This window comes from Bradyrhizobium erythrophlei (assembly GCF_900129505.1).
Taxonomy (GTDB): domain Bacteria; phylum Pseudomonadota; class Alphaproteobacteria; order Rhizobiales; family Xanthobacteraceae; genus Bradyrhizobium; species Bradyrhizobium erythrophlei_D.
Map to the genome: position 1 here is coordinate 2,576,417 of NZ_LT670818.1, position 11,856 is coordinate 2,588,272.

At 61.7% G+C, this 11,856-nt stretch carries 13 protein-coding genes and 2 pseudogenes; all 15 read right to left on the reverse strand.

The features are described from left to right. Window positions 1-8 precede the first annotated feature (8 nt). The gene (locus B5525_RS12095) at window positions 9-944 is read right to left on the reverse strand and encodes an acyltransferase domain-containing protein (protein WP_079566211.1); all 936 of its coding nucleotides are present in this window, start codon (window positions 942-944) and stop codon (window positions 9-11) included. A gap of 13 nt (window positions 945-957) precedes the next feature. After that, entirely contained in the window at window positions 958-1,905 is a 948-nt protein-coding gene (locus B5525_RS12100) for an AEC family transporter (RefSeq protein WP_079566212.1), read from the reverse strand. Further along, window positions 1,893-2,792 carry a triphosphoribosyl-dephospho-CoA synthase MdcB gene (mdcB, locus tag B5525_RS12105; RefSeq protein WP_079566213.1) on the reverse strand — a complete coding sequence of 300 codons (900 nt, stop codon included), beginning with the start codon at window positions 2,790-2,792 and terminating at the stop codon, window positions 1,893-1,895. Before mdcB ends, B5525_RS12100 begins: the two co-directional genes overlap by 13 nt. Further along, complete coding sequence (mdcG, locus tag B5525_RS12110) at window positions 2,789-3,469, reverse strand: malonate decarboxylase holo-[acyl-carrier-protein] synthase (RefSeq protein ID WP_079566214.1); 681 nt, start codon at window positions 3,467-3,469, stop codon at window positions 2,789-2,791. Before mdcG ends, mdcB begins: the two co-directional genes overlap by 4 nt. Continuing rightward, window positions 3,444-4,169, reverse strand: a complete 726-nt coding sequence (gene mdcE, locus B5525_RS12115; protein WP_079573257.1) for a biotin-independent malonate decarboxylase subunit gamma — start codon at window positions 4,167-4,169, stop codon at window positions 3,444-3,446. The genes mdcG and mdcE overlap by 26 nt, the downstream gene beginning before the upstream one ends. Further along, the gene (locus tag B5525_RS12120) at window positions 4,156-5,103 is read right to left on the reverse strand and encodes a biotin-independent malonate decarboxylase subunit beta (RefSeq protein WP_154073172.1); all 948 of its coding nucleotides are present in this window, start codon (window positions 5,101-5,103) and stop codon (window positions 4,156-4,158) included. The genes mdcE and B5525_RS12120 overlap by 14 nt, the downstream gene beginning before the upstream one ends. Continuing rightward, window positions 5,100-5,417: a malonate decarboxylase acyl carrier protein gene (gene mdcC, locus B5525_RS12125; RefSeq protein WP_079566215.1), complete on the reverse strand. Its 318-nt coding sequence runs from the start codon at window positions 5,415-5,417 to the stop codon at window positions 5,100-5,102. Before mdcC ends, B5525_RS12120 begins: the two co-directional genes overlap by 4 nt. Window positions 5,418-5,430: 13 nt before the next feature. Next, window positions 5,431-7,077 (reverse strand): malonate decarboxylase subunit alpha, encoded by a 1,647-nt coding sequence (mdcA, locus tag B5525_RS12130; RefSeq protein WP_079566216.1) that lies wholly within the window; start codon window positions 7,075-7,077, stop codon window positions 5,431-5,433. A gap of 135 nt (window positions 7,078-7,212) precedes the next feature. After that, on the reverse strand, window positions 7,213-7,356 hold the full coding sequence (locus B5525_RS46210; protein ID WP_425305265.1) for a hypothetical protein: 144 nt from the start codon (window positions 7,354-7,356) through the stop codon (window positions 7,213-7,215). A 248-nt stretch (window positions 7,357-7,604) separates the two neighbouring features. Then, window positions 7,605-7,886, reverse strand: a pseudogene (locus tag B5525_RS47785) (tautomerase family protein); the annotation flags it as partial. Window positions 7,887-7,998: 112 nt separating this feature from the next. Continuing rightward, window positions 7,999-8,973 carry an MBL fold metallo-hydrolase gene (locus B5525_RS12145; protein ID WP_079566219.1) on the reverse strand — a complete coding sequence of 325 codons (975 nt, stop codon included), beginning with the start codon at window positions 8,971-8,973 and terminating at the stop codon, window positions 7,999-8,001. 46 nt (window positions 8,974-9,019) lie between these two features. Continuing rightward, window positions 9,020-9,505 (reverse strand): organic hydroperoxide resistance protein, encoded by a 486-nt coding sequence (locus tag B5525_RS12150; protein WP_338075276.1) that lies wholly within the window; start codon window positions 9,503-9,505, stop codon window positions 9,020-9,022. 33 nt (window positions 9,506-9,538) lie between these two features. Next, window positions 9,539-10,309, reverse strand: a complete 771-nt coding sequence (locus tag B5525_RS12155) for an alpha/beta fold hydrolase (protein WP_079566221.1) — start codon at window positions 10,307-10,309, stop codon at window positions 9,539-9,541. Between the two features lie 255 nt (window positions 10,310-10,564). Continuing rightward, window positions 10,565-11,632, reverse strand: a complete 1,068-nt coding sequence (locus B5525_RS47495; protein ID WP_154073173.1) for a helix-turn-helix domain-containing protein — start codon at window positions 11,630-11,632, stop codon at window positions 10,565-10,567. Continuing rightward, a pseudogene (locus tag B5525_RS43810) lies at window positions 11,569-11,770 on the reverse strand (alpha/beta hydrolase); the annotation flags it as partial. The pseudogene B5525_RS43810 and the gene B5525_RS47495, both read right to left, overlap by 64 nt. Between the last annotated feature and the right edge of the window lie 86 nt (window positions 11,771-11,856).

Genomic DNA, 11,856 nt, shown 5'->3' on the forward strand with positions numbered 1-11,856 from the left:
ATCTTAGTTCAGTTGACGACGCGCGCGAGCCACGCACGCGCGCCTTGTAGCGTTCTGAAGTCTTCCAGGCTACGAGCCGAGATATCGGGATAAGCGCCGGCGGCCATTTCGTTGAGTGCCCGGCCAGGGCCGAGTTCGAAGAAAACGCTCGCTCCGGCTTCCACGCAGCCTTCCAGGCAGTGCGCCCACTGGACCGTGTGGGAGATCTGTTTGGCCAGCTTGTTCAAGCCGGCTGAGATGTTGACAACAGGAGAACCATCGATCCCGCTAAAGAGACGCACATTCGGGTCCGGCGCAAGTTTCGTCGGAGTTTGGTCTAAAATTTTGCGGAACTCCGACGAGGCCGCAGCCAGGCGCGGGGTGTGAGAGGCCACGTTCACCGCTAACCGAACGGCGCGTGCGGCGCCCATCCTTTTTGCGACATCAGCTATGATGTCCAGCGCTACACCGGGGCCGCCGAGAACGAAGGCGTCGCCGGGATTGACGATGGCGATCGCTGCATCATGGCGATTGCACAGATCTTCGACAGCGCCATAAGACAAGCCGCGGACGAATAGCAAGCCGTCTCCGGGCCTGCTGGGTGCGTCCATGGCGTTGGCACGTCGCGATACAAGGTCGAGGGTCATCGTGGCGTCCATCAAGCCCGCGACACTCCAGGCCGCCACTTCGCCCACGCTGTAACCTGCAATGATCAGCCTGCGAGGCCAAGCACCACGGAGGGTCGCCGTCGCAGCCAGCGCCTGCAACGTACAGAGAATTTGTCCGACGCGGTTCTGGTGCAGAGTGTCATCGGGATCGGTTTGAACCATTTTGCGTGCGTCGCGTCCGCCGAGTAGGGTCGCTGCGTGAGCAAAGAGGTTCGCGGCTTCCGGTGCGTCGCCGGTCAAGGCAAACATATTGGACCGCTGTGGCCCCTGTCCGGTGCATAAGACGGCAAGTGTCATCGACAGCACCTCATTAGGGAAAGAGCACCGCGATGGTGATCGCCAGCGTCACAATACTGAACGCGGTGCTCGCGATTACCGTGGAGCCTACTTGGGCCGAGTCCAACCGATAGTTCACCCCGAACAAGATGCCGAAGAAACCCGACGGCGCAGCCGCCAGTAGAATGGCTACCTTGGCAATCTCTGAGGGGACCGGAAGCACATGAACGATCGCGGCGACCAGCAGGGGCCGGACCATGTTGGCCGTCCCGGTCGCTGCTACGACCTGCCGGTCCAGGCGGAGCGACTGGGCCGACAAGATCAGGCCCGTCAGGAACAGCGCCACGCCGCCCGCCGTCTGTCCGATAAGATCGAGAGAGGCTCCCGCGACGGTACCCAAATTCAATCCGGACAGCGAGAGCAGGATTCCCAGCACGGGGGCTAGGACGACGGGCGTAGTCAACGCGTGCCGCAGAGCCCGGCGCACCCGTGCGGCAGAGGTCTCGGCATCGTTCTGTCCCTTGCCAACGGACAGTTCGAGCAGCATCAGTGTGATCGGGCTCACCAGGATCGAACCCGCCGCGAGAGCGACCGCGACGGACACGGTCGCGGTTGGGCCAAGGACCGTACTCGCGATCGGCAGCCCGATCCCAGCATAGTTCGGAAGTGACACCGTCAGAGCTTGTAGCGCAGCTTCACCTCTGGATCTTCTCAAGGCCCTACGCTCGAAGAAATACCAGAGCAGATAGATAATCAGCATGACCGCTCCGAGGATTACGAAGAGCGGCCCTTGCGCCATCATCTCTCCACGCGGGGCAGAGCCGGTCGACGCGAACAGAGAGGCCGGCAGGGCAAAATCCATGACGAGGGCGTTGATTTCTCCCACATGATGGTTGTCGATGGTGCGCATTCGCCCGGCGACATAGCCAAGCGCCATAACGAAGAAAATGGGCGCAAGCACCGTGAAGATCACCTGCGGCATGAGAAGAACTCTGCTTCGCAAGCCTGGATGAAGAGTGTCATCGCGAGAAGGTCTGCCGACCCGCCCGGACTGAGCCGGCGTGTGACGAACGACTGGTGCACGACGTTAGCCCGCTCGCGCCAGTTGCGTGTACCCACGCCGCCATCATCAAGAAAAACGCGGGCGGCGTACTGGGCATAGCGGAGGCCGGACATGCCGCCCCGGTGCAGAAGGTTGGTGTCCTCAAGAGAGGCGATCAACGCGAAACAGGCCTGTACGCGGGCTGCTTCTGTGTCGCCTGGTGCGATCAGGGCGCCCCATTGCAGGGCGGGCAAACCGACCTCATAGACGCTCAGAAAACCTTGAGCGGCCTCTGCTCGCGCACCGCCAGCTCCATAATGTCGGCGTGCCTCGCCACCATGGCTGTGCAGCTGCACAGGCCCATCCAAGATATTCCTGCCCCACAGCCTCACCACCACGTCGCCGAGCGACATCGTGGGATCGGCCAGCCCGCCTACCTTGGCGCCGGCAGCCGCGCAAAGCAAACCCAATCCGAAGATGGCGCCCCGGTGTGTGTTGATACCCCCGGTCGCGGCGAACATCGCAGCTTCGGCTTCAAGACCGATAATCCTGAGATGCCCCATGCCACGACCCTTGGCACCAGCTTCTGTCAGGGCGTGTAGATAGGGCTTGATTGCGGCGACGCTGCGCTGGAATGTGCCAAAATTCATATCCGAATGGCTGCCGGAGTCGACATGGCTGACGAGCCCGGGCTTGGGCCAAGTCTCCAACTCGCTCAGAAGGCACCGGACGGCAATGGCGGCGATGGCCTCTGCCTCATAAGCGTTCGCAAACCTCGCCTCGGTTGGGCCGCTCTGGTCTGAGTGTCGGGCTAGAGCGGCTGTCATGACTGGGTCCCATTGCTGAGGAAGAGGTTCGCGTCGAGCAAGGCGACGCCATCGGTGGTCTTGACCAGCAACTCGCGCGCGCCACTGTGGAGTTCGCGCCAATTCACGCCCGCACCGTCATCGCGCACTAATTCGCCGTCCAGGCGCATGGGCGCCGTAGCTTCGATTGCAGCAAGATCTGCAGTCAGCCGTACAAGATGGCTGCCACAATGGATCGGCAGGAGAAGATCGAGGTCCGAAGTGTCAGTCAGGTAGTCCAATCCTGTGAGTGTGCACCACGCCAGACTGCCGAAGATTCGCGCCTCCACGCCATACCGGGAAGCCAGGCTCACCACTGCGCCGAGTGTATGCTGCCACCGATTCGGTGCTACGCTGATGGCGGCGCTCAACCCAGGCGGCGGTGCTGTCGAAACGATATCTTCAGGCTGGATGAGAACCGAAAGCCGTCGTTTGCCGGCGAATGGTGGCAAAGGTAAACCCAACGGCAGCCCGTCAGCCTCGCCGGGCAGGGTGCGCCGTGCGACGAGAGGCCAGCCCCGATCGACCCACTCGATGACCAGCGGCTCCCCGGCAAGATCGTCTCGCGTCTTAAGCAACGAGCGCCACGCCGCCGGCGACACGAAGATGAGATCGTGGCGGCGTGGCCTCCGATTATTTTGATTGGAGTGCGAGATCATGCACACGCTCCGCGATATCAGCCGCCTTCGGGCGTCCCCTACGAGTCTTGCCGAGACGGTCGCGCCGATCGCCACCATCCTGATCGCCGCCGAGCAGCGTCTGAAGCTGCTCTGCCAGTGAGGTTTTCTCGTCCCAGGTGGAAAGCACCGCGCCCGTCTGAGCCAGGTTGTCCAACCCCGGGGCGAAAACTGGTGTGGACTTGGCCTTCTCCTTGAGGACGTCGATAGAGAGCTTTGTCACCTTGGACATCGAGGGCAGGTCCATAACCTCCGGCTCGGCCCCCGGTAGCGCCACAAGGACCCGGGTCGCCAATGCGGTCGCGAGGAAAGCGCCGGCGGCGCTGTGACCGTAAAGCAGGCCCACGGTTTGGCGGCCCTGCATGTCGGCGTAGATCAGGCACTTGGCGAGATGAGCCAAAAATTCATTCAGTCCTAGAAGCTCGTCGCGTTTGCTCATCCGCTGGCTGTCACTATCTACCAACACTAGAATGGGACCAGTGCCGCCACGCTCCATCGCATTCAGCACGTGGCGCGACAGACGGATCGCCTCGTCCACGCCGACCGCGGTTCGATCGGCGATGCCGATCACCACCGCGCGGCCACCGGTCTTCAACGACCCCGAACCCAGCAACACACCGTCGTAGTTCCTGACGTCGTGGCCTTGCGGAAACAATGAGGCGAGAATGTCATCGAGCGTCATAGCGTGGGTCCCCATCCCTATTGGCAAGATCGATAAAGTCCGAGGAAGACATGATCGGAACGGCTTCCGCGTCGAAGATGTCTTCGGCCCTCCAGATGTCCATGGCGTCGGCACAGTCACCGAAGCGTTGGAGGCGTTCCTCCAGGCGAGCCTGCTCGGCTTTGAGAACGTCCAAGCCGAAGCCCGGTACGGATCCGATCAAATGCAGCGTGATGTTACGGAAGCTCTGTATCGTGTCGTCGACGAAAGCCTCGGCGCCGCCGAGCAAGCGCCGGTGTTTGCCACCCATCGTGCGCCACACCAGCGCGCGATCCTTGGAGTCGAACTCCTCCACTCCGCGATTGGTCTCGATGACCTCGGGACCGGAGACACTGATGCGGCCCTGTTCGGACACGGCAAGCGCCGAGCAACAGCCAGCAATCAATCCGCCACCACCGTAGCAGCCCGCCCGGCCACCAATCAGACCGACAATCTTCACACCCGCCATCCGCGCCTCGATGAGCGCGCGCATGATCTCGGCGATAGCTAATTCGCCGGCATTGGCTTCCTGCAGGCGCACCCCGCCGGTGTCGAACAGAATCAGCACCGGCACCGACTTGGTGTCCCGCGCGGCGCGTAGAAGGCCTGTCAGCTTGGCGCCGTGAACCTCGCCGAAGGCGCCGCCCATGAAGCGCCCCTCCTGAGCAGCAACGTATATAGGCGTGCCAGCAATCCTGCCGCGCCCGACGACGATGCCATCGTCGAACTGCGTTGGAAGATCGAACACCCGCAAATGCGGACTCTGTTCACGCTGCTCCGGGCCGATGAACTCTTGGAAGCTGCCGGCGTCGAGCATCAATCGGACCCGCTGGCGTGCGGATGCCTCGTACCAGCTCACGGTCTTGCTGTTTGCGACGCGCGACACATCCGGCGCCTCCAATTTTCGAGCGTTCATCGATCTTCCTCCTCGATCAGGCGGACGGCCTGTGCCAGGCGCAGGGCGACCGTATCTGGACGCGCACCCCCATCGTTGACGGAGAGCTTCAAGCCGCCGGGTGAGCGACGCTCGACGAAGTCGGCAACGACCGCTTCCCACACCGCACCGAAGCCTTCAGCCGCGGTGTTGATGTCGACCTGGCATTCCGTATCGGGCAACAACCGCTCAACCAGGACTTCCAGATTTCCGGAGGCGACAACGCCGATGATGGCCAATGATTTGGAGCCAGCGGCGCGCTCTTGCGCTTTGTGGCGATAGCTCAGGGTTTCCATCGCAGCTTCCTTCTCACCAGTTGCGGAATTTGGAGGGCGGCGCATAGAGGCCACCGGACCATCGGACGAGATCCTTGATAGAACGTGCCGCTAACAGACTCCTGTCCGCATCGAGCGGATCGATGCCGAGGTCTTCCGGCCGACAGATGACGCCTCGCTCTCGCAGGCGCCGAACCATCTTCCCATCCCGGCCGCGGCCGACATCGGTGTAGCCCGCCACGCCACGGATCGCCTGCTCGCGCTCATCTTTGTCGCGGCAAAGCAGGAGATTGGCGATTCCCTCCTCAGTGACGATGTGGGTGACGTCGTCGGCGTAGATCATCAGAGGAGCGAGTTCGAGATTCAGTTTCTCGGCAAGCGTCAGGGCGTCGAGCTTCTCGACGAACAGTGGGACGTTCTTGTCGCCGAAGGTCTCGCCGATCTGCACGACCAGCTTGCGGCCGCGCCGCAGGGGTGGCGGGCCGTCGGGGTCGGCCTCCTTGCCCGCCTGCAGCCAGGGCGCGCTCGGATGGCGGCGTCCCCGAGCATCAGAGCCCATATTTGGCGCCCCGCCGAAGCCAGCAATGCGCGAGGTGGTCACGGTGGAGGAATTCCCCTGCAGGTCGATCTGCAGGGTGGAGCCGATGAACATGTCGCAAGCGTAGAGCCCGGCGACCTGGCAGAACGCGCGGTTCGAACGCAGCGCGCCGTCGGGGCCAGTGAAGTAGATGTCCGAACGGGCGCGGATGTAGTCGTCCATCCCCACTTCCGATCCGAAGGAGTGGATCTGCTCCACCCAGCCGGACTCGATCGCCGGGATTAGCGCGGGGTGCGGATTGAGCGCAAGGTGTGTAGCTACCTTGCCCTTCAATCCCAGCCGTTCGCCGTAAGTAGGCAGCAAAAGTTCGATCGCCGCTGTGTTGAACCCGATCCCGTGGTTCAGCCGCTTGACACCATAGCGTGCGTAAATGCCTTTGATTGCCAGCATGGCGGTAAGGATCTGGCCCTCGGTGATGGCGCCTGGATCGCGCGTGAACAGAGGCTCGACAAAGAAGGGTTTGTCCGCATTCACGACGAAATGCACGCGGTCACCCGGAATGTCGACGCGTGGCACTTTGTCCACGATCTCGTTGACCTGTGCGATGACCAAGCCATCTTTGAAGGCGGTTGCCTCAACGACCGTCGGTGTGTCTTCGGTGTTGGGCCCGGTATAGAGATTGCCATTTCGGTCCGCGCTGACCGCCGCGATCAGGGCGACATGCGGTGTCAGGTCGATAAAATAACGCCCGAACAGCTCAAGATAGGTGTGCACCGCCCCCAGCTCGATTTTGCCGCCGAACAGCATCTTGGCGATGCGCGCCGACTGCGGGCCGGAATAGGAATAATCGAGCCTGCGCGCGATGCCCTTCTCGAATACATCGAGATGCTCGGGCAGCACGACACCTGACTGGACCATATGAAGATCGTGGATCTTGGCGGGATCGACGTCGGCGAGCGCAGAGGCGAGGACGTCCGCTTGTTTCTGGTTGTCGCCCTCCAGACAGACGCGGTCGGCGGGCCGAATCACCGCTTCAAGGAAATTCGGCAGATCCACGACTTCGATAGTCTTGCCCGAAGCGTACCTGCGTCCATCGGCGAGGCGCTCCGCCAGGGTAGTCTTTTGTGCGTTCCAGCTCTTCATTCCTGATCTCTCTTATTCTAGTGGCTTTCTTCCGCGGTCATGCCGCGATCGTATCGCCATGGTGCAGCCTCCAACCACTGATCCGTGCAAGAACGCCCTCGGCCTGGGGTATGCGGATCCCACGATGGATTTGCCTCATTTCGATGCCCTGCTACGCCATGACGCCATACTCTCGAACACTCCATCGCGGCGGATCAGGCCGTGGAAAAGGGCTGCACCGAAATGGGCGAGGAACGTGAAGAAGAGCAAATAAGCGAGATAGGTGTGCAGGGATCGCAACCACGCATACAGCGCGACGTTGTGTGGCAGGATCGAGGGTAGCTGAAGCGGCCCGTAGAGTACGATCGGGTAACGTTAGTGCCTCGCCCAATGCTCTTTCGTTGCCTCCACGAGCTGGTCGCGCTTCGACGGCTTAGGCATCCGGTCGCCTCTTGCCTGATCGACGCAGCAGGAAAGCGCGGGAGGTTCGGTTCCACCTCGTGGAAGACGAATAGGATGTCCTGAGGCGCGAGGTGTAGGCGCTCGCCGAACAGTCTGACCGCTTCGTCCGCAAGGGTGGCGGCGGTTCCTGTCGACCTCCCGCTGGAGATGACTACCTCAACGACCATGAACCGATCGGTTCTGTCCGTTGCGTAGTCGGGGAAGCGGGGATCTACCAGAAGGTCATCCCGGTCGACCTCGAGAAAGCGGTGAAAGCGGTCGGCTCGGTGATAGCCGGCGACCACCTGGGCTTCTAACATTGCCTCCGATAAGCGGGACTTGTCGGCGGCGCTGAGGCCGCGCCGGACGGTGAAGGTTACAAACGGCATCTCCAGTCTCCACGGTTTAGGATGTACCAATTGCGTTGATGCGCTGAGTGCGCGCACGCCTTGGCCGCCATCCTGCAATTTGAGAGGCACACCGCCCCCGCCGGCGAAGTCGTCAGCTCGTCCACTGCCAATCTGCCGGCAGCCAGCGGTAAGCGCTCCCCTCGCGCACCACGTGCCCGAAGCCAGGAAAGGGTAGATGGTAGCTACCGACTAGCGTCTTGTCGGCCGCTGCGCGATCGAGGAAGGCCATGCGCGACTTAGTTGCCAGTGGCACGTCCATGTCGAACCCGAACGGCCATTCCGGATGCAGGAAGCTGACCGCCGAGTTGACCACGACGTCGCCGGTGAGGAGCATTTCTTCGCTGCCGGAACTGATATGCACCGAGATGTGGCCTGGCGTGTGACCGGCGGTGTCGAAGGTGGTGACGCCCGGCACTACCTCCGCCGCGGCCTTGATCAGGCGCAGCCGGGGGCTGGCCAATTTCAGATTCGCCTGGGTAACCAGCGGCTTCAGCGCGGGGGACACTTTGTTGGCCCATTCGGGGGCGCTCCAGAAGGCGACCTCGGCCTCGTTGGCGACGAATTCGGCCGAGGGAAACAGCAGCGACGCGTTCTCGTGGTCACTGATGCCCCACAGGTGGTCGAAGTGAAGGTGAGTGAACAGGATCATGTCGATATCGCCGGGCGCGTAGCCCGCGGCGGCGAGATTGCCAAGCAACCCGCCGGCCGTTTTCTGGAATTTGTCGACGCCGCAGCCTGCGTCGATCAACACCAGCTTGTCGCCGGTATTGACGAGGATGGTGTTGATTTGCAGCCCTACCGGGCTAGGCGGCTGGAACGTGGACGTGAGCAGGCCTCTTGCGTCCTCGGCCCGATCGCCCCACAGCGTTTCGGCCGGGAATGCGAGCGTGCCGTCGCTGACGACGGTGATCTCGATGGTGCCGAGCTTGAAGCGGTAGAAGCTAGGCTGCGCCTGCTTGCCCGCTTGGGGCGCACGGGCGATGGCGGGGGCGGTGGGGGCGAGTGCAGCGGCCCCGACGGCGGCAGAGCCGGCACGCAGGAGCATCCGGCGGTCAAGCATGAGCATGTCTGTTCTCCATGGCTGGTTGGGTTATGAAATCGATCGGTCGGGCTCACCGGACCGAGACGGAGATCGCCACATCGACATTGCTTCGGATCGCATTCGAGTACGGGCAGATCGCATGAGCACCCTGGACGAGCCGTTCAGCGGTCTGTCGGTCGATGCCAACCATGGCCACGGCAAGCGCGGCGGCCAACACGAAGCCTCCTGTCTCATTTCGACCGAGATCGATCCTGGCGGCGACGGTGATATCGTCGTCGCCAAAGCGGTGGCCGGCATCTCGGCTCACATGAAGGAGTGCATTCTCAAAGCAGGCTGCATACCCGCCGGCGAAGAGTTGTTCGGGATTGGTCGCATCGCCCCTACCGCCAAGCGCCCGGGGCAGTGCGAGCTTGAGGTCGAGCAAACCGTCTTCGCTGCGGATCGAACCGTGACGGCCTCCGCTCGCCGTGACTTTTGTGGAATATAGACTGGCCATAGCACATATGCCTTCTTCGCTGGGATTCGATCGGTTGTCCGGACTGTCGCCGCAACTCATCAGCGAACAGCCCGTGACGAGGACGCACACCTGCTAAGCGGGCTGTCCGGCGGCTTCCAGGATCAACCGGCTTATCTCGTCCGGTTGGGATATCAGCGACAGGTGACTCGCCTTCACTTCGATGGTCTTGGCGCCCATGCGCTTGGCCATGAAGCGTTCGAGATCGGGATTGATCGTCCGGTCTTCCGTCGAAACGGCATAGAAACTCGGCTTCGACCGCCAGGCCGCATGCGTCGTCTTGCCCATGAGCAGAGCCTTGTGGAACGGCTCTTGGACCGCATAAAGGACCTTCGCCTTCGCTTCCGGCAGGTCGCCGGCGAAATCGCGCAAGAACGCAGCCTCGCTGAGGCGTCCTTCATCGCCGTCGAAAACAATCCCGGCGGACGCCGGTGGCGTCGGAAATGTCTTGGCCAACGCCGCGTAATCCTCGCCCGCATCCGGCGCTCGCGCCGCCACATAGACAAGAGCCGAGACGTTCGGATGCATACCGGCCTCTGTCACGATCATTCCGGAGAAGGAATGCCCAACCAGGACCGTCGGACCATCCTGTCGCGCCAGCACGCGCTCGGCCGAGGCGACCGCTTCGGGCAGCGTCGTCAGTGGGTTTTGCACGGCTGTGGCATTGAGCCCCGCTGCCTGCAATCGTGCAATCACCTCGGACCAGCTTGACCCGTCGGCGAACAGCCCGTGCACAAGGACGACGTTTCGGGCCTTCGGCGCGGACTGCGCAGCGGCGGCGTTGCCCTGGAAAAGAGTGCTTGCCGCCCCCGCAGCCACCATGTTCACGAACGTGCGTCGATTCATTGGATACCTTGGCTGAAGATCGTCTTGGCTATTCATGGAAGTTCTCCTTTGCGTAAAGTTGGAGTTGGCTACTGGGAGCATTTCAGTTTGTGAGATTCGATTGCAGAGCAGTAAAGAGTCTGCGCAATGACGCGCGGGAATGAAGGCCAACCCGTTCAAGCTCGCCACGGTCGTAGGCCCCTGCAGGTTAAGATTGGAGGCGTGACCCTTTGGGCCATGAACGAAACGGCCAAACGTGGAACGATCGAGCCAAAACTATTCGCGTTTCGTGCGGCGCCATGTCCCTGGCGGAACGCCAACAACGCGCGAAAACGTCCTAGTGAAGTGGCTCTGGTCTGCAAAACCACAGTCCAAGGCAATAGAGCTCAGCGAAGCAGAGGACTTATCTAGGAGATGCTTCGCTTTCTCCGTCCGCCGGTATTGCAGCCACTGATGAGGTGCCATCCCGGTCGACTGACGAAACGCTCGGGTGAAGTGCCTATTCGAAAGTTCACAGGCGCGAGCGAGGACGTTGAGTGTGATGCCCGCGCCAATGTGGGCATCGAGGAACTCCTTAGCTCGCCGCTCTTGCCATGGTGCGAGACCGCCTCCCCATTGCTTTGGCAATGCCGCGACGTCGCCGTATCTAAGGGCAACGTGAATCGAAAGCGCTAGTGCAACGTGGTCAACGAATAGTTCGGGAGTTTCCTCCGGTCCTGCCGCGAGGGCCGGGCGCATAGACAACAGCAAATCGCGGGCGACTGGATCCCGAACGGTGGTACCAGGTGCATGACGCAGTTCTTGGATGTGCCTCGGTATGTCCCCGTCATCACCCATGGCCACAAGCGCTTTGTGTGGCAAGTAGAAATCCACGGCGTGGAATGGGTCTCTTAGGTCAGAAGCTAAATTTGTCCTTAAGTCGAAGATTGCGATATCGTCGGCGTCAAACCCCTTCGGCAGTATCAACCTACCATCTGCGTAGAGGTCGAAATCGGGGCACGTCTTCATTTGGAGCGAGATTAAGAATGCGTCTTCGCGCACTGCCTGGGTAATTCCGGCGTTGCGACGTTCGCAATTGAGCTCGAGGAACGCCATGCCTGTTCCCCGAGCCGCGCGTGTGGTCAGCACCGGTGCATCCGGCAGACCGACCGCCACGACGACGGGATTCTTCGTAGACGCTGGCTTGGGAGGATGGGGCATAGGATGACCCTCTCCACAAGCAAACAGTAGCACAAGTCGCGGGTTGTCCGAAAGCGTGACCTCATCCACCCCTAATTGCGACTTTGCACGGCTGTGGCATTGAGCCCCGCTGCCTGCAATCGTGCAATCACCTCGGACCAGCATGACCCGTTCGGCGAACAGCCCGTGCACAAGGACGACGTTTCGGGCCTTCGGCGCGCGCTGCGCAACGGCGGCGGTGCCCTGGATAAGAGTGCTTGCCGCACCCGCAGCCACCACGCTCACGAATGCGCGTCGATTCATTGGATACCTTGGCCGAAGATCGCCTTGGCTATTCATGGAAGTTCTCCTTTGCGTAAAGTTGGAGTTGGCTACGGGGAGCATTTCAG